This is a genomic window from Rudanella paleaurantiibacter (assembly GCF_009184635.1).
In the GTDB taxonomy this organism is placed as follows: Bacteria; Bacteroidota; Bacteroidia; order Cytophagales; family Spirosomataceae; genus Rudanella; species Rudanella paleaurantiibacter.
This window is the reverse complement of the sequence record NZ_WELI01000011.1, coordinates 57,087-77,583: the sequence shown is the minus strand read 5'-3', so window position 1 is coordinate 77,583 and position 20,497 is coordinate 57,087. Positions and strand designations below refer to the sequence as shown.

At 56.3% G+C, this 20,497-nt stretch carries 16 protein-coding genes; 12 read left to right on the top strand and 4 right to left on the bottom strand.

The window, feature by feature from the left end; genetic code table 11:
* Nucleotides 1-34: 34 nt before the first annotated feature.
* On the bottom strand, nucleotides 35-1,228 hold the full coding sequence (locus F5984_RS21995; protein ID WP_152126377.1) for a lanthionine synthetase LanC family protein: 1,194 nt from the start codon (nucleotides 1,226-1,228) through the stop codon (nucleotides 35-37).
* A 164-nt stretch (nucleotides 1,229-1,392) separates the two neighbouring features.
* Entirely contained in the window at nucleotides 1,393-3,786 is a 2,394-nt protein-coding gene (locus F5984_RS21990; RefSeq protein WP_152126376.1) for an outer membrane beta-barrel protein, read from the bottom strand.
* Between the two features lie 358 nt (nucleotides 3,787-4,144).
* On the opposite strand from F5984_RS21990, the gene F5984_RS21985 reads away from it, so the two are divergent.
* From F5984_RS21985 to F5984_RS21945, 10 genes are all read left to right on the top strand, one after another.
* On the top strand, nucleotides 4,145-4,885 hold the full coding sequence (locus F5984_RS21985) for a LytR/AlgR family response regulator transcription factor (RefSeq protein WP_152126375.1): 741 nt from the start codon (nucleotides 4,145-4,147) through the stop codon (nucleotides 4,883-4,885).
* A 12-nt stretch (nucleotides 4,886-4,897) separates the two neighbouring features.
* Nucleotides 4,898-6,112 carry a sensor histidine kinase gene (locus F5984_RS21980; RefSeq protein WP_152126374.1) on the top strand — a complete coding sequence of 405 codons (1,215 nt, stop codon included), beginning with the start codon at nucleotides 4,898-4,900 and terminating at the stop codon, nucleotides 6,110-6,112.
* Between the two features lie 119 nt (nucleotides 6,113-6,231).
* A complete protein-coding gene (locus F5984_RS26615) occupies nucleotides 6,232-6,381 on the top strand; it encodes a hypothetical protein (protein WP_185155611.1) in 150 nt (49 codons plus the stop codon).
* Nucleotides 6,382-6,387: 6 nt separating this feature from the next.
* Complete coding sequence (locus F5984_RS21975; protein WP_152126373.1) at nucleotides 6,388-6,600, top strand: hypothetical protein; 213 nt, start codon at nucleotides 6,388-6,390, stop codon at nucleotides 6,598-6,600.
* A 120-nt stretch (nucleotides 6,601-6,720) separates the two neighbouring features.
* The gene (locus F5984_RS21970; RefSeq protein ID WP_019991145.1) at nucleotides 6,721-6,909 is read left to right on the top strand and encodes a class I lanthipeptide; all 189 of its coding nucleotides are present in this window, start codon (nucleotides 6,721-6,723) and stop codon (nucleotides 6,907-6,909) included.
* Nucleotides 6,910-7,055: 146 nt separating this feature from the next.
* The gene (locus F5984_RS21965; RefSeq protein WP_019991146.1) at nucleotides 7,056-7,250 is read left to right on the top strand and encodes a class I lanthipeptide; all 195 of its coding nucleotides are present in this window, start codon (nucleotides 7,056-7,058) and stop codon (nucleotides 7,248-7,250) included.
* Between the two features lie 59 nt (nucleotides 7,251-7,309).
* The gene (locus F5984_RS21960; RefSeq protein ID WP_152126372.1) at nucleotides 7,310-7,690 is read left to right on the top strand and encodes a LytR/AlgR family response regulator transcription factor; all 381 of its coding nucleotides are present in this window, start codon (nucleotides 7,310-7,312) and stop codon (nucleotides 7,688-7,690) included.
* A gap of 120 nt (nucleotides 7,691-7,810) precedes the next feature.
* Nucleotides 7,811-10,948 carry a lantibiotic dehydratase gene (locus F5984_RS21955; RefSeq protein WP_152126371.1) on the top strand — a complete coding sequence of 1,046 codons (3,138 nt, stop codon included), beginning with the start codon at nucleotides 7,811-7,813 and terminating at the stop codon, nucleotides 10,946-10,948.
* A 445-nt stretch (nucleotides 10,949-11,393) separates the two neighbouring features.
* On the top strand, nucleotides 11,394-12,104 hold the full coding sequence (locus F5984_RS21950) for an HlyD family efflux transporter periplasmic adaptor subunit (RefSeq protein ID WP_152126370.1): 711 nt from the start codon (nucleotides 11,394-11,396) through the stop codon (nucleotides 12,102-12,104).
* A gap of 3 nt (nucleotides 12,105-12,107) precedes the next feature.
* Nucleotides 12,108-14,543 (top strand): S9 family peptidase, encoded by a 2,436-nt coding sequence (locus tag F5984_RS21945; protein ID WP_152126369.1) that lies wholly within the window; start codon nucleotides 12,108-12,110, stop codon nucleotides 14,541-14,543.
* 14 nt (nucleotides 14,544-14,557) lie between these two features.
* On the opposite strand, the gene F5984_RS21940 is transcribed toward F5984_RS21945, so the two are convergent.
* Both F5984_RS21940 and F5984_RS21935 read right to left on the bottom strand, forming a co-directional pair.
* Nucleotides 14,558-15,241 carry a response regulator transcription factor gene (locus tag F5984_RS21940; protein ID WP_152126368.1) on the bottom strand — a complete coding sequence of 228 codons (684 nt, stop codon included), beginning with the start codon at nucleotides 15,239-15,241 and terminating at the stop codon, nucleotides 14,558-14,560.
* Nucleotides 15,242-15,276: 35 nt separating this feature from the next.
* Nucleotides 15,277-16,641 (bottom strand): sensor histidine kinase, encoded by a 1,365-nt coding sequence (locus F5984_RS21935; protein ID WP_152126367.1) that lies wholly within the window; start codon nucleotides 16,639-16,641, stop codon nucleotides 15,277-15,279.
* Between the two features lie 121 nt (nucleotides 16,642-16,762).
* On the opposite strand from F5984_RS21935, the gene F5984_RS21930 reads away from it, so the two are divergent.
* Together F5984_RS21930 and F5984_RS21925 are read left to right on the top strand one after the other, a co-directional pair.
* Complete coding sequence (locus F5984_RS21930; protein WP_152126366.1) at nucleotides 16,763-17,551, top strand: GLPGLI family protein; 789 nt, start codon at nucleotides 16,763-16,765, stop codon at nucleotides 17,549-17,551.
* Between the two features lie 55 nt (nucleotides 17,552-17,606).
* Nucleotides 17,607-20,411 carry a TonB-dependent receptor gene (locus tag F5984_RS21925; protein WP_152126365.1) on the top strand — a complete coding sequence of 935 codons (2,805 nt, stop codon included), beginning with the start codon at nucleotides 17,607-17,609 and terminating at the stop codon, nucleotides 20,409-20,411.
* Nucleotides 20,412-20,497 lie beyond the last annotated feature (86 nt).

The window sequence follows — 20,497 nt, the reverse complement described above, 5'->3', positions numbered from 1 at the left end:
GATGTCCGGCCCCGGTCGGCCGGTGTAGGGTCGGTTAAATAGTCATGTTGAGGCCGTCGAAAGGCGGCAGGGTATTGTCCTGATACTGCATCAGCGCAATGCCAATCCCGATCATGCCCCACCCCCACGACACCCGCATGTAGGAGGTTTTGTCTTCGTCGAAGAAGCTATCGAACCCGCCAAAGGGGCCCGTCGGTTTAGCGTACTTCATGATACTGGCGTACCAGTTGTTGGCGGCAGCCGCAAACATGGGGTCGTTGCTCAGGCGGTACAACTTATCAAACACCCCCGCCAGGCCGGCGGCCCCGTAGGTAATCGACGCATCGAAGGTGCAACCGTCGGCTACGGTCCGGTTGCAGCAATCGGCCAGCACGGCGCGGGTCTGTTGCTGTAAGTCGGCCTGATCGGTCAGAATCTGCGACGCCCGAAACAACCCGTAGCCCGTACCGAGGTCGCCGTAACATTGCGAAAACTGCTTCGGCTCCACCTCATCGTCTACCATGATCGGAAACAGCCCCAGGGGTTGTGTGCGCCGGTGCGCCAGCACAAACTGCACACCCGCCCGCAGCAACCGCCGACAGGTTTCGGCCCGGATACCCAACTCGTGCATCCGGGCCAGAAAACTCAGAATCATGGCCGAGCCGTGCGACAGCCCGAAATACACCCGGTTTTGCAGCGTCGGTGCTTTCCAGAACGCTCCGCCCGCGTGGTCGTACTGCGCCAGCCGGTCCACCTCTTCAACCAGTTCGGCTAAGATTTCCCGGGCTGAGGGAGTCGAGGCCAGCCGGGCGTGGAAGTAATGCCCCCCCATCATGGCCCCGCCAAAGAGATCGAGGTCGCCGAAACGGGTTCTCCGCCGAACGGTATCGGCTACTACCTCGTCGGCCTGTTTGAGGAATTCGTTCGTGTCGATGTCCAGAAACCCGTGGCGTTTCGAGTACTCGATATACCGGCCGAGCATCATGATGTCATTCCCGATAAAGTCTTGCCGGAACCGCTTGACATAGCTCCCCGGCCCAACCATTTCAAGCGCCTTGTCGAAGTGTACCTCGGCCGTTGCGTAGTGGCTATCGTCGCCAGTGTAGCGGGCGTAAAAGCAGTAGAACAGGCTCAGGCCAAACAACCCCTGATCGTAACTGGACGTTTGCAACCACGACTCGTATTGGGGCAACTCATTGGCAATGCGCTCAATTTGCTCGGTAATGGGAGTTTTGTTTATCGGCTTCATGCGTATTGAAGGGTTTCTTTTGGATGGGACACGAATTGAAAAGTTGGCACGCGAACGACGCTGAGGGCGCGGATTGAAAAGGATTTATCTGATCCGTGTTGATCGGCTAAATCCGTGTCATCCGCGTACCAACTTTTTTATCCGCGTGCCAACTTTTTATCCGTTTACAATCGGCCTGTCTCCGACTCATTCCCCAGCTTCTTCTCGTTCAGCTGATCCACGGTTTTCTTGCCGAAGTTGTACAGAAGCGTAAGCCCCACCCGCCGACTGTCGCTGTACGTGCGGCTGAAAATCTCAACCGTCGGGTAGTTGATCGTCGTACGGAACACGTTGCCCCGGGTAATGTCGTTGGCCCAGAGTTTGAGCGTCCCGCGTCCCGCCATGACCGGCCGGGTTACACCGAAGTTTATCATGTGGATGCTCTGCTCACTATACACACCGGTCCGGCCGGGCGTGTAGTAATTGGCAGTCAGCTCAGCTTTCCAGTCGTTCGGCAACGTAAACAGGCTCGACAGGTTCAGCCCGCCGTACAGCTGTCGGGCGTTGTAACTGGGCACACCCGGCAGCGCGTTGGCCTCCACACGGTCGTAGTTGACCCAGCCCGAGTACGAGAGTTGCCACCATTTCAGGGGTGAGTGCGAGTTCGATAGGGCGAAGTTCAGCCGGTTTACGCGGTCGAGGTTGCGCTGAGCATAGACCGTGGTGCGGGTGGCCACGTCTTGCCGGGGAGTCCATGACATAAAATCCTGAATGTAGGTATAGCCAAGCAGCATATTCACCCCGCCGAGCGAGTAGTTCAGCTCCACCACATCGTCGAATTGCGGGCGTAGCAGCGGGTTGCCTTCCGAAGCCGTAAACCGGTCGTAAAGCCGGTAAAACGGCACCATATCGTCGTAGGCCGGGCGCGTAATCCGGCGGCTGTACGAAAGCGAAAGCTGCCGACCGGTGGCCACCTCTTTTTGCAGAAACACACTCGGGAACCAGCTCAGGTAATTGAACGACCGCAGGCCCCGCACATCGGCCAGGGTGTGTTCGGCGCGCATCCCGAGCTGCATAGTAACGGCCTTGGCCTTGAGCGACGACATCAGGTAGCCGGCCGTGACGTTTTCTTCGTAGGCCATCTGGTTGCTGATGGCCGGATTGAAACGCCAGGTACCGTCAATGAGCGTTTCCTGCCGGAGTGTGTTGTTAGTAGCCACCCGCACCCGTTTCAGCCCCGACACAAACGACCAGTTACCGCGCGTGGGATGGCTGTAATCGGCCTGAGCCACCGTAATGTTGATGGACACCGGGTTGAACGACCGCAGAAACTGACGTGGCCCACGGAGTTCGTTGCGCCGGTCGAGCACATTGATACCAAACGACTGATCGGTACTCGACGCAAAGGGTGTGTAGGTACCAATCACGGTCAGCTCGCGGCCTACCGAATCGAGGGTACCCCGGTACATGATGCTGTAGTTGTCGGTGCGCCGGTTGATGTCCCAGATCGCATCGGTGCGGTACGTAGAGTCGGTGATATTATTTGTGTTCACGAAGCCGGTTGTCGTGTTCATGTCGCGCCGGGTGTCGGAGAGATTTCGGCTTCCCGTGAAGCTCAGGAGGTGATTTTTGGCCACCTGCCAGTCGGCGTTGAGCCGGAGATTGTGCGACACCACCCGGCCGCGCGTCTGCGTGTTATCGTCGATCAGGGCGAGCGGGTCGTTACGGAACGCCCGGTAGCCGGTTTCGTCATTATACAGCTGCCGGTTGGCGTAGAAGTACTGGCCCAGCAGGCTCAGCTTTTGGGCTCGGTAGGTCATGGTGCCGCCGAGCGTGTGTAGCTGCGGCCGGAAACCCTGCGAAGCCGTTAGGCGGGTTGAGCCGGTCAGTCCGCGCTTTTCGCTTTGTCGGGTGATGATATTGATGACACCGCCCGTTGCCGATGCGTCGTACCGGGCCGAGGGGTTTGTAATCACCTCGATCCGGGCAATATCGTCGGCGGGCATAGCCTCCAGAATCGCCTGCAAACCACCCTGTTGCGGCCGACCATCGATCAGCACCAGCACCCCCGATTTGCCCCGGAGCGAGATGCCGCCGTCGGGCCCCACGGCAACGAGCGGCATCACCCCCAGCAACTCACTCGCATTGCGGCCGAGCGAGATAGGGCTGTTGGCCAGGTTCATCACGAGCCGGTCCGATTTACGCTCCAGCAGGGGTTTCTGGCTTTTTACCACCACTTCCGACAAAACCTTCACGTTTTCGGTGAGCTGAATGCTTCCCAGGTCCCGTACGGGTGTGGCTCCGTTCAGCGTGAAAGCCTCGGTCGTTTTGGGCAGAAAACCCATGTAACTAATTCGCAGGCAGTAGGTTCCGTCGGGGATGCCGTCGAGGGTAAATACGCCATTTTCGTCGGTCAATCTGGCCTTCACCTGCGCCGAGTCGGCAACAGCGACCAGTACCACCGTCGCAAACGATGCCGGGCTTTGCGGCTTTTCCAGAATCAGGCCGCTCACTTTGCCCTGTGCCCAGGCCGGCAGGGCGGCCAACAGGCAAACTACGGTCGTCAAGATTGCTTTCATGCTTATTCGTCCTTTTTTGACCCAAAGCTGCCCCGACGACCGTACGCGGTCAATATTTTTCGACAAACCCCATTCTCATTTCGACAAAATAGGCCGGCCGACACATCGAACATTTTCTCATGTGTTTGTTGATGCCTCTTTACCGATTATTTTTTACTTTTATCGACGCTATTTATCTCACCTCTGCCCCTTCGGTTCGCAACGGAAAGGGTCTGAAACTTTCTTTCCGTGTTCTGATCGCCGGTTAATTCCCTGTTGATCAACCGATGCAATTGACCCCGGATAGAAGGCTTGCAAACGTGGGTGAGGTAATACCAACCTAATTTTAACACCGGTAAAACCGCCATCTGAGTCTGATATGCCCCAACCAATACGATGCCTGATTGTTGATGATGAAGAACTTGCTCAGGACATTCTGGAAGCCCACATTGCTCGGGTCCCCTTTCTTCAATTGGTGCATAAAGCCTCTAATGCCTTCGATGCCATCGACTTTCTGAATGGGCATCCCGTCGACATCGTATTTACCGACATTGAGATGCCCCAGCTCACGGGTATCGAGATGGTGCGGTCGTTGCAGAAAATCCCATACATCATTTTTACAACGGCTTACCCTACGTACGCCATCGACGGATTTAACCTCAGCGCCACCGATTACCTGCTCAAACCCATTGCGTTCGACCGGTTTCTGAAGGCCGTTAACAAGGTGCGCGACCATATGCGGCCGGCCCCAGCCCTCGCCGAACCCACCGACCGCCCCGAGCCGACCCCGGTAGCGGCCCGGCCCAACTTTATTTTTGTGCGCGAAAACGCGAAGGTGGTGCAGGTGTTTTTTGCCGACATTATCTGGGTGGAGGGCCTCCGCGATTACGTAAAAATTATTACTACCAGCCGGACTATCATTACCCACGCGACCATGAAAAAAATGGAAGAACTCCTGCCGGCCGATGAGTTTGTGCGCGTACAGCGTTCGTACATTGCCCGGATTGCCGCCATCAAGGCTATCAACGGCAACCTGCTCGAAATGGTCAATGGGGTGCAGCTCCAAATTGGTCAGCAATACCGCGACGCCCTGATGGAAGTGATCAAGCCGATTAACTAACCCGCCCGCGCCATGCCCCTACGCCAGAACGTGCAGCAATGGGTCAATGATTTTTTGTTCGATAGCCCGCGCTATCGACGGTGGCGGCCTTTGTATCATTTGGTGTTCTGGATCACCGAGCTGGTCATTCAGCTTTGGCTATTCCGCGATTTGCATCCGGGTGCCAAACCGGCCTACGCCTGGGTAGAGGCAAGCAAACACGTCGGGTATAACATACTGGTGTATTACAGCCTCTTGTTCTGGTGGAACCGCGTACCCAGTACGTACAAAGTAGGTACGCTCCCCCTGCTGCTGGCCGTGCTTGTAAACGGCAACATTGTCTTTACCTACCTGCACGATTACCTGATTCTCCAGTACAAACTCCTGCCCGAATCGCGGGCATTCTGGCAACTTATTTTTAAACGAAGCGGGGCTGGCTTCGAGTCATTTTATGCCCAAAACTGGTTAAATGGGTTTATTTTTTATCAGGTTATCAACCCCCAGTCGCTGTGTTACGTAATCAAACTGTCGAAAGAGGCCGTCCGGTACGCCAACCGAAATTTGATTCTGGAACAGGACAATATGCGTATTGCCCAGGAAAACCTGAACCTGGAGCTCAACTTCCTGAAGGCGCAGGTAAACCCACACTTCTTTTTCAACACGCTCAACAGCCTGTATTCACTCAGTATCAAAAAATCGGACCGGGCCCCCGACCTGATCCTGCGGCTATCAGACCTGATGCGGTACGCCTTGTACAACACCGATTTGCCGCAGATGCCACTACAGGACGAAATCGATTTTCTGCAAAATTATTTCTACATCGAACAAACCCGGCTGGGCTCCCGTATCGACCTGACGTTTGAGGTCGAAGGCGACCCAAGCCCGCATGTCATTCCGCCCTTGCTACTTATTGTGTTCGTCGAAAATGCGTTCAAGCATGGGGTCAAGAACGAACTAAAACAAGGTAGCGTACACATTCGCCTGAACCTGACCCCCAACGCCATTACTTTCTGGATTGCCAATAGTATTCCGGCCCATAGCGACCTGATGAAACCGACCGCAGCCCGGCGTGATGGCGGTATCGGCATCGAAAATGCCCGGCGTCGGCTGTCAATTCTATACCCCGGTCGGCACTCCCTACGGATCGAGTCGCATCCCGAACAGTTTGTCGTTCAGCTGGTTTTGCACCCCGCCCCCACCACCCAGCCCGAGCCGATTCCACGCCCTTCGACAATCGACGAAAACTAATTAGTCTGGTCATATTTGAATTTTGTCGAAAAGGTACCCTTGTTCATCGAAAAAAATTGGTCTACCCTGAATGCCATCCCAATTTTGAATCGTCAACCAAACGCAAACCCCAAACAGTCATGAAAAACAAACTCTCTCTTTCGCCCCTCGAACTCCAAAAATCAACCCTTACCCTGCTGGATCACCCCCAGGCTACCACCGACGACCGTAACCGCTCGGCATTCACAACCATCATTATCACGCACGTCAAGTTCAACGCTCAACCCTAATCAGCCATGAACCTGAGTGGGCTTTTTCGCAGCTTCACCCGCACCCGAGGCTCCCTCCTCGAAATAAACCACATCGAGTCGCTGGATGCGAACCAACTGGCCGATGTAGTGGGTGGCAACCAGTTTTTGAGTAAGCTCCAGGAAGCCGAAGCCAATGATACCGGCAATCCGGTATTTACCTCATCGATTGATGAGTTTCTGGCCGAAACCGACGACTGACGGAGCCCTTCTTTCCCCGATAATATCACCCGCGACGCAACAGTATTCAGGCCTGTATCTGTAGGCTGACCGGGGTTATTATATGCCAGTGTTTCACCTTAACAATCCAAAACAAACCTCATGAAAAAGTCAGCTGTATCTCCGCTTGCCCTTGACAAAGAAACAATTGGCAACCTCGACGAGCAGGAGCTCTCACAAATTGCCGGTGGCTCCGACGAGTCGGGCAGCCAGGAAGAGTGCTGGGTCGCAAGCTGCAACAGCGGTAGCTGTAACGGCACCAAAACCAAAGTGGCCATCGAGGCTGAATAAGCCGCTTAAAGTTTTTGGTTTAGGGTTTGAAGTTTATGGTTTGGTAGGGCTCATGTTAAAAAACTGGAGTTGTACAGAACCGTAAGCCACAAGCAAAAAACCATAAACCCCTCAGTGTTTCACCTTCAAAATCCAAATCAATCAACATGAAAAAGTCAACTGTATCTCCGCTCGCATTGGACAAAGAAACGATTGGTAACCTCGATGAGCAGGAGCTCTCGCAAATTGCCGGTGGGGTCGATGAGTCGACTGACGGTGCCGACGAGGAGTGCTACGTAGCCAGCTGCGGCAGCAACAGCTGCAACGCAACGAAAACCAAAGCCGCTCTGCAGGCCGAGTAAATAAACTTACCCGCCGGCAAGGTCATTGGCCCTTGTCGGCGGGCTTTTCTGTTCACACTATGCCTTTGTATTGCCTCATTGCCGACGATGAGCCCCTGGCTCGTGAACTGATTCAGTCGTATGTAGAACGGCTGAGCGGCATTGAGCTTGCGGGGGTCTGCACCAACCTGCTCGATGTGTACGACCACCTGATGGCCAACCCGGCCATTAACGTGGTCTTTATGGATGTAGAATTACCGGTTTACACCGCCCACGACTGGACGGCCCTTGCCGACTTCAACGACCGGATGCTCTGGGTTGTGCTCGTGACGGCCTACCCCCCGGCTTACCTGCCCGCCCAAACCACCGATATGGCCTTTGCCGTGCTGAACAAGCCGGTTTCTTTCGAACGATTCTGCCACGTAGTCGACCAAATCCACGACCTCGCAGCAAAAAAATAGCCAACGGGGAAAGGGCTCGCTGGCTATCCAACTCTAAAGTGTTTCAATTAAAATCCGAGGGTAAATATACAAAAAAGTCGACCTGTTCTATCCTCTTCACCGATTACAGCCTCTGTCGCCATGAAACACACCTTACACGCCGGTTCTTTTTTTCTGGTACGAACGCCTACCCTGCCCCTGGACGAACTGCTGGAAGCTAACGCGCACATTGCCAATGCGGGCCTGACCGGTTTAGCCGACCGGATGCGTCAGGTTTACGGGCAGGAACTCATGCGCGAGGCCATCTACCTGGCGTCGCCGGAGTTATACGCCGAAACGGAGCGGTGGCTCAACGGGGAGAAAAGCAGCCCCGACAAGGTAGAGCGCCTGCTGTATTCCCTCTACAAATACTACCTCCGAATGACCTCCCGCAGCACCCCCTACGGTTTGTTTGCGGGTTGCGCCACCGGAACCATCACCCACCAACCGAGCGCCATTCGCTTTGCTGATACCAAGCTGCGCAAACACGTTCGGCTCGATATGAACTACGTAGCCGAGCTGGCTAGCACACTCGTGCGGCAGCCCGCGATCAGGAGCCAACTCCGATTTTTGCCCAACAATAGCCTGTACCAGATTGGCGATCAGTACCGGTACGTAGAGTACAAACTCCGTAACAAAAACCGGTCATACCTGCTTGCGGGCGTGCGGGCCTCGGCCTATGTGAGCCGCGTGGTGGAAGCGGCTCAGGGCGGAAAAACAATTGACCAACTGGCGCAGATGCTTGTAAGCGACACCATCCGACTCGATCAGGCAACGGCGTTTGTCAACCAACTCATTGACAGCCAGATTTTGACCAGCGAACTGGAACCTACCGTTACAGGCCCCGAGTTTTTTGGGGTACTGCTCGACCGGCTCCGGCAACTGGACGGTACGGATGAGCTGGTGGAGCAACTGAGCAACGTAAAAGCGCTGCTGAATGGGTCCGACAGCCCAATCAGCCGGTATCTGTTTATCAAAGACGTAGTTGACCGGCTCACGGCTACCCAAAGCAAAGACCTTGTGCAGGTCGATACCTACTTTGCAACCGAGCGGGCTAACCTAAACCAGAACCTGCTGAATGAACTGACACAGACGGCCAACCGACTGCTGGAAGCGGGCAACCGGATGAAAAACAACGACCTCGACGAGTTTAAACGTCGGTTTTCCGAACGCTGGGAGGAGCAGGAAGTGCCCTTGCTGCTGGCGCTCGACAACGAGTCGGGTATTGGCTACGGAGCCACGGGGCAGGGTAAGGCCGACAACCTTGTCCTGCTGAAAGATTTGGTGATTCCGCGCCAGAAACGGTCGTCGACGCCCATGAACTGGACGAACGAGGCCCGGCTTCGGCAAGCGGTTTACACCCGGTTTCTGGGCCAGAACAGACAATCGGTGGAGCTGACCGAGGCCGATATCGACTCCATTGTCGACCCCGACCGGCCTAACCGGTTTCCGGCCAGTATGTATATGTTCGGGCAGCTCCTGGCCGGTAGCACCGAGGCTCTCGACCGGGGCGACTATACCTTTGTGTACGGCAACCTCTTTGGGCCAACGGCGGCTAATCTGCTCGGTCGGTTCTGCCACGGCGACCCAGCCCTGGCCCAATCGGTCAACGACCTGCTCCGGCAGGAGGAAGCAAGCCAACCTGAGGCCATTTTTGCTGAGATTGTGCACCTGCCCGAAGCCCGCACGGGTAATGTGCTGTTGCGCCCGCAGTTGCGGGATTACGAAATAGCGTACATGGGGCGGTCGGCAGCCCCCGACAGTCACTGCATTGGCGCCGACGACCTGCTCGTGTCTATTCAAAACGATGAGGTTGTTCTCCGGTCTAAACGCCTGAACCGCCGGATTATCCCCCGGCTTTCAACGGCCCATAATTTTACACAGGGCATTGCCGTGTACCGGTTCCTCTGCGATTTGCAGCATCAGGGCTACAGCCAGCCGTTTTCGTGGGACTGGGGCGTGTACCGCAAGGAGCCGCACCTGCCCCGTATCAGCTACCAGAAGTTTGTCCTGAGCTACGAACGCTGGTATCTGGAATCGAAAACGTACGCCAAATCACTTGAGAAAAGCCCAAATCCGGCAACGTTTGTGGCCGAGTTGCGGCAATCGCTCGGGTTACCCCGCTGGGTGGTCCTGCACGAAGGCGACAACGACCTACCCCTCGACCTCGATTGCTTTGCCGCCGGACAGATTCTGGTCGACAAGCTGAAGAAGAAAGACATTATTCTGTTTGAACACCTGCAAACGGTTGACCAGTGTTTTGTCGGTGATAAAAACGGAACCTACTGCCATGAGTTGCTTTTTCCGCTGCACGTAACTACCTCAACCCCCGTCCAGCCCCGGTTGCAGGCACCCGTCGGCACGGCGCTGCCCCGGCAGTTTATGGTGGGTAGCGAGTGGCTTTATGTGAAACTGTACGGCGGCAACAAAACCGCCGAACGGCTGCTGGTAGAGGTGATTAAACCGCTGGCCGAGGAGATGCTGGCGCAAAGGCAAATCGATAGCTGGTTCTTTATCCGCTATGCCGACCCGCTGCCGCACCTGCGTGTGCGTTTCCACGGTGACCCCAACTCGGGTTTCTGGGCCACGTTGCTGACACGGTTGCAGGCAGCAACTCAACCGTATCTGGACGAGGGTCTGCTCATGAAACTTCAGGTAGACACCTACCAACGCGAAATTGAACGGTACGGCGAGCCAACCATGCTCCTGAGCGAAACGTTTTTTTACCACGACAGTGTGGCTATTACCGACTTCCTGTCACTCATTGAAGGCGACGCGGGCGAGCAGTATCGCTGGCAGTTTGCCCTCCGCAACGTCGACCGGCTGTTTGATGATTTTGGATACTCACTCGACGAACGCCGTGCCCTTATTGATCAGATTGGCGCCGGTTTTCGGGCCGAGTTTGGCGGTTCGCCCACGCTGCTGCACCGGCTCAACGACCGGTATCGGGCCCACCGAGCCCTCGTGAACCAGATTTTGACACCCGAAGCCGATACCGACGAAATTGAGGAAGCCGTGGCCTGTTTCGAAAAACGGTCGCTGGCTCTCAAGCCGATGGCCACCCATCCGCTCGTGCAGGCCGACCGCGACCGGCTGATGCCCAGCTATATTCACATGACGCTCAACCGGTTTTTCCTATCGAAGCAGCGTCAGCACGAGCTAGTCATTTACCACTACCTGAGCAAGTATTACGAGTCGCAGATGGCCCGCCAGAAAAAGGGTGTCCTGCAACCGGCTTGAGAGATGGTTTATGGTTTCTTGTTCTCGCGAAACAACAACTTCATAATGAAAGCAATAATCATAAACCCAAAACGCAAGCTCAGTACGAAAGAATTGGCACGCAGATGACACGGATTAGACAGATTTTCACGGATTATTCATCAGCGCGAATTCGCTATATCGGCGCCATCCACGTTCGATTAGGAGTTTAAAGAATTGGCACGCAGATGACACGGATTGGTGGATTTTCACAGATTACTCATCAGCGCGAATTCGTTGCATCGGCGTTATCAGCGTCCCATTAGGAGTTTAAAGAATTAGCACGCGGATGACGCTGATTGGCTAATTTTCACGGATCACTCATCAGCGCGAATTCGCTATATCGGCGTCATCCGCGTCCAATTAACCTTGTACTTCTTGTCCAGTACTAAGAAACGTAAAACCAAAACCATAAACCCCTTTTCCCATGCCTGCTCAACTCGAAATCCGCAGTGAAGAGATTCAGGAAATTATGGGGTCGGTGCCTAAATGGCTCACCCGTTGGGGCAGCACTATTGTGTTTGCCACGCTCATGCTGTTGCTGATTGGTGCGTTTTTCTTCCCCTACCCCGACGTAGTCAACGCCCGCGTTCGGCTCGAACTCAAACGCCCACCGGAGCTGCTCAAAACCGGGCAGAGTGGTACATTGACCCACCTTGCCGTCCGGGCGGGCGAATTGGTGCGCGCCGGTCAACCGTTATTCACGTACCAACTCCCCGATGGCTCAACCCGGTCGGTGAATGCCCCGCGTAAGGGTCGGGTGCAATGGCTCCGCCCCCTCGCCGTAGGTGATGTGGCTCCAGCCCAGGAAGCCCTGATTGCCCTGCACGACACCACCCGACAATACGTGGCTACCGCCGAAGTAAACGGCGACGACATGGGTAGTATCCGGCCCGGAATGCCCGTTACGCTGCAACTGAGCGCCTATCCCGCCCAGAAATACGGCTCGCTCCAGGGTGAGGTATATGCCGTATCGCCCCTACCGGTAGAAGGCAACTACCAGGTATCGATCAAACTACCCACCGATCTGCGCTTCCAGCACGGGGGGACAGCCCTGCGTGAAGCGGTCCTGTCGGGAACGGCTCAGATCATCACCCAACAACGTCGTTTGTTAACCCAACTTTTCAGCAAATCGTAAGTCATGAACGCGACCCGTTTATTGCATATGCTGGTGCTGCTGAGCATCAGTACGGTGACAGCTTTGGCCCAGGAAACCGGCTACCGGTTGCCCCCGAATGAAATTGGGCGGGTCATTAACGCGACGGCCGCCCCTACGCTCCGGTTCCACCCAATTTCGCGCCGGACGCTACTGATCACGAACGAAGCCAGCCCGTCGATTCATGAAATGGCCCAGCCTGAACTCCGGCTGGCGGGTTTGCGGATCAATCCCCGCAACAACAGTCCCAGCCGTCAATTGTATATGATAGGGCTGGCTACCGGGCAGTTACCAACCACCCCGGCCAAAGCAAAGGAGACGGCCACCCGGCCCATTTTGGGGCTACCCGACGGCGCCCGTTTGAGCGAGCTCCGTTGGTCGCCGGATGGGCACCGCATCGCATTTTTGCGCCATACAGCCACCAAAATCGAACTCTGGACCGCCGATTTACGCACGGCTCAGGCCCGGCAATTGGGTCAGCTAACCGTCAATGCCGTTACCGGGAATAGTTTCGACTGGTTATCGGCCAGCGAGCGATTGCTGGTGAAAACGGTGCCCGCTAACCGCTTACCCCTACCCCAACCCGACGCCCAGGTAAGTGGCCCCCTTGTGCAGCATAACGAGGGAAGCCGAAAGGCCGGACGGACGTACCAGGACTTGCTCCGTACCCCCGCCGACGAGCAGACACTGGCCCATTATCTACACAGCCAATTGACGGTTGTCGACCTGAGCGGGCGCGCCCAACCGTGCGGCCAACCCGATTTGATTACCCAGTTCTCGGCCTCACCGAACAGCCAGTACGTGCTGGTAAAAAGTCTGCGCCAACCTTTTTCGTACACCCTGCCTTATAGCCGGTTTGCGAATAAAACGGTCGTGCTGAACCGGGCAACCGGCCAGGTAGCCTACGAGGTGGCTAACCTGCCCATTGCCGATCAGATTCCGCCCGCCCGCGATGCCGTGGCGACCGGCCCGCGCCAAATCGACTGGCGGAGCGACCAACCTGCCACACTCTACTGGGTGGAAGCGCAGGACGGGGGCGACCCCAAACAAAAAGCCGCTGTCCGCGACCGGCTGATGACCCACTCCGCCCCGTTTACCGGCCCGGCTCGCGAACTGACCCGCTCGGCTTACCGCATTTCAGGCGTGTATTGGGGCAACGACTCCACCGCCCTAATTGCCGACCGATGGTGGGCCAGCCGCCAACGGATCTGGCGACGGATTCGGCCGAATGCCCCCGACCGGACCGACACCCTGTTTGCTTTCTCAACGGAAGACCGGCAGGCCAATCCCGGTGACCCCGAACTGACCCGAAACGCCCAGGGTAAATTGTGCCTCGACCTTACCCGTACCAATCAGCTGGTGTTTTCGGGCACCCGCGTAGAACGGGGCGAAGAAGTCAGTTTTGCCGAACTGGTGAATGTAAACACACGCGCCCGAAAGCCGCTCTGGGCTTCACAAACCGACTTTGCCGAGGCATCGGAGGGTATGATCGACTCGGATAATTTGTGGATGCTCGTGAGCCGCGAAACGCCCGACACCCCTACCAACTACTGGTGTCGGCACCTGCCCACCCAAACCGAGTATCAACTGACCCACTTCCCAAACCCGTACCCCCACTTTACCAACCTCGAACGGATTCCGCTCCGGTACCAACGGGCCGACGGACTTACCCTCACTGCCGACCTTTGGGTATCGAGCGAGCACAAAGGCAAGCGATTACCCGCCCTGCTGTGGGCTTACCCGACGGAGTATCTGCAAAAACAGTTTGCCGGACAAACGGCCAAATCCTCGAACCGATTCAAGGCTTACTCCGAATTACCCACGCTTTGGGCATTGCGCGGATATGCCGTGCTGACCAATGTCTCGTTTCCCATCGTGGCCGATTCCGGCCGCAACGCCAACGATACCTATCTGGAACAGTTGCTGCTTAATGCGCGCGCGGCTCTGCAAGCAGCCCATGTATCGGGGCAGGTCGATACGGCGCGAGTAGCTGTGATGGGGCAGTCGTACGGCGCGTTTATGGTGGCTAACCTACTCACAAACAGTAACCTGTTCAAAGCCGGCATTGCCCTCAGTGGAGCGTACAACCGGTCGCTGACACCGTTCGGGTTTCAGTCGGAAGAGCGTACTCTTTGGGATGCCCCCGAACTGTACAACCGGCTGTCTCCGTTTTTGTACGCTGACCGGGTGGAGGCTCCGCTCTTACTCGTACACGGGCAGGCCGACAACAACCCCGGCACTCACTACATGCAAAGTGAGCGGTATTTCGCGGCTTTGCAGGGCCTGGGCAAAACGGCCCGGTTTGTGACGTTGCCGCACGAAAGCCATGCTTACGTGGCCACCGAATCGCTGCTGCATCTATGCTACGAAATCGACCAATGGCTCAACCGGTACCTGCCCCGCGAGGTGGCCCACAAGTAGCGTTTTGGGGGTATTCAGACAATGAGTTTATACCCCACCCCCCGCACATTGACAATTTGCAGGGCCGGGTCGTCGCGGAGGTGACGTCGGAGCTTCGTGATGAACACATCGAGGCTTCGGCCATTGAAAAAGCTATCGTCGCCCCAAAGTTCGAGCAGCACGGCGTTCCGTTCGAGCACCTGGTTTCGCTGTTCGTACAGTTTGCGGAGCAGTTCGGCTTCACGGTGCGAGAGTTGCACCTCCCGGCCATCGAGCGTTAGCTTCTGCTTGGCGGCATCGAACCGGTATCGCCCAATCGGGACGGCATCGGGCGGGTTGGCAGGCTTACGGTCACGTTCGCTCCGCCGAAGCAGAGCGTTAATCCGCACAATCAGTTCATCCAGGCTGAAGGGTTTTTTGAGGTAATCGTTGCCGCCCAGCTCAAACCCCCGCACCACGTCGGCGGTTTGTGAGCGAGCAGTCAGAAACAGAAGTGGCACGTCGGGGTCGGTTTGGCGCATCTGCTCCGCCATCGAAAAGCCATCAAGGTTAGGCATCATGACATCGGCCACCACAATATCCGGGCACTCCTGCCAAAAAAGGGTTAGTCCGGCCTCCCCGTCGGCTGCGTAGCGCACGGTAAAGCCTCGTACCTCCAGGCTGTCTTTGACAATCATGGCCAATGCCGGTTCATCTTCAACAAGCAGTACAGTTGGCATTGAGTTACGGTTTAGTTGTGGTGATTCAAAATACGTTACGGAAACGTAATGGTAAACTGCGTGCCTTTGCTCAGTTCACTCCGAAGCGCAATGGTCGCCCCATGTCGCTCGATCACCTGCCGGACGTACGCCAGCCCCAGCCCGAAGCCTTTCACCGGGTGTAAATCGCCCGTGGGAACGCGGAAAAACCGGTCAAAAATAGCCGACTGGTACACTTTGGCAATCCCGATTCCATTGTCGGCAACGGTCAGTTGCCAGCCGGTACCCATCCGCTCAAATGTTAGCTGAACCGTCACCTCTTCCCGTGAATAGTTGATGGCATTATCGATGAGATTATTCAGGGCATTGGAGAAGTGAATCCGGTCGACGGTAACGAAGGTACCAACCGGAATATCCACCCCAAACACAACCGGTTTGGGGGCTTTTAGCCGATGACCAGCCAATAGCTCGTCAACCAGCCCATTCAGGTCGACCGGTTCGGGACGGAGGCCGAGTTCGTGTTTTTCTTCGGTAGCCAAGCTCAGGACTTTATCGACCAGATCAGACAGGCGTTGCAGGTTTTGCTGCGAAATGGTCAGGTAAGCCTCTGTTTTGGCCGGGTTGTTCAGAGCCCCAAAATGTTGCAGGGCTTCAACGGCGGCCGTCACGGTGGCAATGGGCGTTTTAAGCTCGTGGGTCATGTTGTTGATGAAATCGTTTTTGATTTCCGACAACTTCTTCTGCCGCAGTATCGTGCTCATCATCAGCAGAAAGCAGCCCGTAGTCAGCAACAAAAGCACCACCGAAACACCCAGCAACCAGCCCATCCGGCGCACCAGATAGAACGAGGGCGTACCGAACGAAGCCCGCGCAAACCGGTTTTCGTTCGGTTTTACGCGCACCAGAATCGTGGTAATGATCTGTTGCAGATCCTCGGTATCCGAACGGATTAGCGACTGATACAGATCAATATCCTGCCCCGACGGCTCCGGGTCGACCTGTAACGTGTCGAGCAGAAATCGGGCGCCGATGCCCCGTTGTTCCAACTCCAACCAATACGCATACGCCAGTTCGCCCAAATCAACCGGGCGCCCACCTGGCTTCTGAACCAGCACCAGATTCGAAGTTCGGCGGAGCCGTGAGCCGGGCTCCGCACGGGGTGGCGGCCCCGGACTCCTCAAATCAGGCTCAGGCCCCTGAGCGGGGGCCAACACACCCGGACTTAGGCGACCAGGCAGCAAACCCTGAGCCTGCGAAAGCTGCCGCTGCTGCAACACCGAAGTGAGCGCATCCTGCACCGAACGATTAAACTGCTGACGGTAAATCTGATACGTACTCCAGAGCCAATACCCCTGAAACGCATAGATGCCAACCATACAAACGGTCATCAATCCCAAAATTGAACGAATACGTCGGTTCATACACAAAACTACACCGGTTGGGGAGCCTTCAAACGGGCGTTAACACTGTTTAACACTATCTAACAGTGCATTACAAAAGTCTGCCAGACCTTTGAGGTGTCAAATCAAACACATCTGATTCATGAAAACGACCTTCTGTTTTCTCGTTAGCGGCCTCACGGCGTTGCTGTTCTCCCCCTCCAGTCAGGCTCAAACAACCCCCACCTGGGCCGGGCAAATCTCGTACGAATGGGTCCAAAAAATTGACCCCGCCAGCCTCAAATTCCTCGACGACAATGGTGAGCTCATGAAACCGAGCGACCCCAACTTTCCGAAGGATATTCCCGACGCCCGCATTACGGAGCAAACCGTGCTTATCAATGGAACGCAGGCCAAAGTGACCCGCAACGACGAGGAGTTTCGGGCCGCCAATGGCCCCGGCGGGCAAAGTCGGGTGATGGGGCGGCCCTTTAGCGAGCAAACGTACCTTGACCTGAATGGCCTCAAAAAAGTGACGATTCTGACGGTGGGGCAAGGTGCCGAAGCCAAAACGTATCAGGCCGAAACGCAGATGACACGCATTAGCGGCTGGCAACAAACCGATCAAACCCGGAAAATAGCCGGGTACACCTGCCGAAAAGCCACCGTGCCATTCAAAAAAGAGACCTATGCGGTCTGGTTCACCACCGACCTGCCATTCAGCTACTCACCCGTGCCTGAACTTACCCCCGAAAAAGGCACGGTGCTGCTCATTGAAGGAAGTAAAGAACAGTTCAGGGCCACCAAAATACGCAAAGCAGCCGCCGACCCAAGCGTGGCCAAACCGAACGTGAAAGCGCAGAAGGTGTCGCCTGAGCAACTGCTCGAACTGCGCCAGAAAGCCGTATCTGACTTTGTACAGAAGCACGCCCGGCCTGGCTTTGGTGGGTAAGCCATCGCCCTACCCTACCCTTTCCGGCTTTATCTACTCCAAATTGACCCTTTGCATGAAACCGGTTTTTCTCATCCTGAGCCTTTTACTGTCTCTGAGCGGGCTCGCTCAACGCACCGCACCGCGCACCGAGTTGGGCGGTATGGTGGTCGATTCGGCCACGGCCAAACCGCTGGGGCAGGCATCGGTCTCGCTGCTGAACGCTCGCGATTCCAGCTACGTGACGGGCACAGTCACCGACAACGACGGCCTGTTTATGCTCCGCAACCTGGCGTCGGGCAGCTACCGGGTTCTGGTTACGTACCTCGGCTACCGAAATGGCTCGCAACTGGTGGCAGTGAAGCCCGGCGAAGCTTCGGTACAGGTGGGTGTGCTGCGCCTGGTGGAGCAGAGCCAACAGTTGGGCGAGGTGGTGGTTCGGCAGGAAAGCGCACCGGTTACGATCCGGCAGGATACGGTAGTGTTTAACGCCGGTTCGTTTAAAACGCAGCCCAACGCGCAGGTCGAAGCACTTCTCCGTAAGCTACCGGGCGTGGAGGTAAGCCGCGACGGCACGATCAAAGCCAACGGACAAACCGTAAACCGGGTATTGGTCGATGGTAAGCCGTTTTTCGGCACCGACCACCGCATGGCTACCCGCAACCTGCCCGCCGATATTGTCGATAAGGTACAGCTGTTCGATCAGTCGTCCGATTTGTCGTCGTTTTCGGGTATCGACGATGGGAACCGCGAACCAACCCTCAACCTGACGCTCAAACCGGACAAACGGAAAGGGTATTTCGGGCAAAATGAGCTGGGTTTGGGTACAGCCCGTGACGATCAGGCAAATCGGTATTCGGGACGGCTAAATTTGAACCGATTCAGCGCCAACAACGACGGCAGGCGGAAACAGATTTCGCTTATTGGGCAGGCCAACAACCTCAACCAGCAGAACTTTAGTCTGGGAGCAGGTGGGCCATCGGGGCCGGTCGGGAACCCGGAAGGCCCCGGTGGCGCAGGCCCCCAGTCGCCCACCAACGTTATTGAGGTACGAGCCGGGGGAGTCAATTACCGTAGCGACGGCCGCCGTAACGACAGCCGCCGGAATAAACACGGGCATCGGGCCGAGATTGCCATGAGTTATTTTCTGACTCAGGGCATCACGGTAACGGATGGGCAAAGTCGGCGTACGAGCATCTTACCTGAACGCCCCCTCACCACCGACGCAAGCCTGTACAGTCAAAACCGGCAACTGAACCACCGGTTCAACGCTCGACTCGACTGGCAACTCGACTCGCTCACCAACCTGCGCCTGACACCGGGCCTCGTGTGGCAAACTGCCGATTTCACCAGTCGGCTGTCCAGCCGGTCGGTGCTGCTGGGCAATGGTATGGGGTCCGCCGTTCAGCCGGTCAATACGGGCGAAACCGCGTTCAACTCGGCCCAAACGGGGTTCAACGGCACCAACAACCTATTGCTCACGCGTAAATTCCGACGCGAAGGCCGTACCCTGTCGGTGAACCTCAACTCGGTCATGACCGATGGGCAAACCCAGGCCCTGAACCGTTCGACCAACACGTTTTTTGATTCAACCGGCACTAACCCTTCGTCCAACCGGCTGAACGGGCAAATAGGGCAAGCGAGTTTTACCAATCAGCACGTGCTGACCCTGTCGTACACCGAGCCGGTTTCGTTTACGCAAAAAGTGGAACTTCGGTACGTGTATTCAATCAACAACAGCCACGCCGACCGGCAGGCTACCGACCAAAATGAAGCAACCGGCCTGTTCGACCGCGTAAACCTCCCGCTCACGAATCGGTTTGGCAGTTCGTTTGGGGCGCACCGGGCGGGTGCTACGTTTCAGACCCAGCGACTGCGCTACAAATGGGCGGTTGGGCTCGATGCCCAGCAGGCACATTGGCAACTCCACAACCGCACAGACCAAACGGCGGAGCAACGGTCTTATGTCAACCTACTGCCCAACGCCCTGTTTAGCTACACCTTTTCGGGCAACCGAAACCTGCGCCTGCAATACCGCACCCGGCTTTCGGTGCCTTCGGTTGGGCAACTGCAACCCGTGCTCGACAATACCAACCCGCTCCAGATTCAGGTTGGCAACCCCCGGCTGGACCCGGAGTTTTACAACACGCTGGTGCTGGTGTACAACGCGGCCACCCGGTTTTCGAACCAGAGTTTCTCGGCTTTCGCGAGTGTCAATCAAAGCAATAACCGGATTTCTACCGCCACCATCATCAGTCCGGCGGGCGTACAAACTACCCAACCGGTCAACGCCGGGGGTTTCTGGTCGGCATACGGGTCGGTTGCGGTAGGGCGCACCCTGCAACCATCCAAATTGGGGCTTACCTTCACCACGAATCTGGGCCTCAGCCGGTCGCGGAGCTTTATCAACGGCGACGCCAACGAGACCATCAACCGGAGTGTGGGGCAGGGCGTGCGTCTGCAATCGAGCTACAACGAGCATTTAGACTACGGCCTTAGCGGCAACCTGACCTACCAAACGGCTTCGTACTCGCTCCTGCCAAACCAGAACGCGGCTTTCTGGTGGCAACACGCCACCGCCGACCTGTTCTGGAAGTTGCCCTTCCGGCTGGCTCTCACCACCGACCTGACTTATACAGGCACCACCGGGCGGGCTGCGGGTTTCAATCAGCGGTTTGTGCTCTGGAACGCGGCCTTATCGCGGCATTTTTTCAAAGGAGACACGGGCGAGCTACGGGTGCAGGTGTTTGACCTCCTCAACCAGAATCGAAGCCTGATTCGTAACACAACCGACACCTACATTGACGATGTGCAGAATCGGATTTTACGTCGGTACCTGCTCGTGAGCTTCGTGTATAACCTGCGTCAGTTTGGGCGTTGAACCGGAGACAAGGCAGCAGTTACCTAAACAAAAAACGTCCTGAACACGCCTAATGGCCTATTCAGGACGTTTTTACGAATTACCCA

Excerpts from the sequence above, each read along its gene's own strand:
- F5984_RS21965 (WP_019991146.1), top strand. The coding sequence starts at position 7,056 with ATGAAAAAGTCAACTGTATCTCCGCTCGCATTGGACAAAGAAACGATT.
- F5984_RS21940 (WP_152126368.1), bottom strand. The coding sequence starts at position 15,241 with ATGCCAACTGTACTGCTTGTTGAAGATGAACCGGCATTGGCCATGATT.
- F5984_RS21990 (WP_152126376.1), bottom strand. The coding sequence starts at position 3,786 with ATGAAAGCAATCTTGACGACCGTAGTTTGCCTGTTGGCCGCCCTGCCG.
- F5984_RS26615 (WP_185155611.1), top strand. The coding sequence starts at position 6,232 with ATGAAAAACAAACTCTCTCTTTCGCCCCTCGAACTCCAAAAATCAACC.
- F5984_RS21975 (WP_152126373.1), top strand. The coding sequence starts at position 6,388 with ATGAACCTGAGTGGGCTTTTTCGCAGCTTCACCCGCACCCGAGGCTCC.
- F5984_RS21995 (WP_152126377.1), bottom strand. The coding sequence starts at position 1,228 with ATGAAGCCGATAAACAAAACTCCCATTACCGAGCAAATTGAGCGCATT.
- F5984_RS21935 (WP_152126367.1), bottom strand. The coding sequence starts at position 16,641 with ATGAACCGACGTATTCGTTCAATTTTGGGATTGATGACCGTTTGTATG.
- F5984_RS21985 (WP_152126375.1), top strand. The coding sequence starts at position 4,145 with ATGCCCCAACCAATACGATGCCTGATTGTTGATGATGAAGAACTTGCT.
- F5984_RS21955 (WP_152126371.1), top strand. The coding sequence starts at position 7,811 with ATGAAACACACCTTACACGCCGGTTCTTTTTTTCTGGTACGAACGCCT.
- F5984_RS21950 (WP_152126370.1), top strand. The coding sequence starts at position 11,394 with ATGCCTGCTCAACTCGAAATCCGCAGTGAAGAGATTCAGGAAATTATG.
- F5984_RS21925 (WP_152126365.1), top strand. The coding sequence starts at position 17,607 with ATGAAACCGGTTTTTCTCATCCTGAGCCTTTTACTGTCTCTGAGCGGG.
- F5984_RS21980 (WP_152126374.1), top strand. The coding sequence starts at position 4,898 with ATGCCCCTACGCCAGAACGTGCAGCAATGGGTCAATGATTTTTTGTTC.
- F5984_RS21930 (WP_152126366.1), top strand. The coding sequence starts at position 16,763 with ATGAAAACGACCTTCTGTTTTCTCGTTAGCGGCCTCACGGCGTTGCTG.
- F5984_RS21960 (WP_152126372.1), top strand. The coding sequence starts at position 7,310 with ATGCCTTTGTATTGCCTCATTGCCGACGATGAGCCCCTGGCTCGTGAA.
- F5984_RS21945 (WP_152126369.1), top strand. The coding sequence starts at position 12,108 with ATGAACGCGACCCGTTTATTGCATATGCTGGTGCTGCTGAGCATCAGT.
- F5984_RS21970 (WP_019991145.1), top strand. The coding sequence starts at position 6,721 with ATGAAAAAGTCAGCTGTATCTCCGCTTGCCCTTGACAAAGAAACAATT.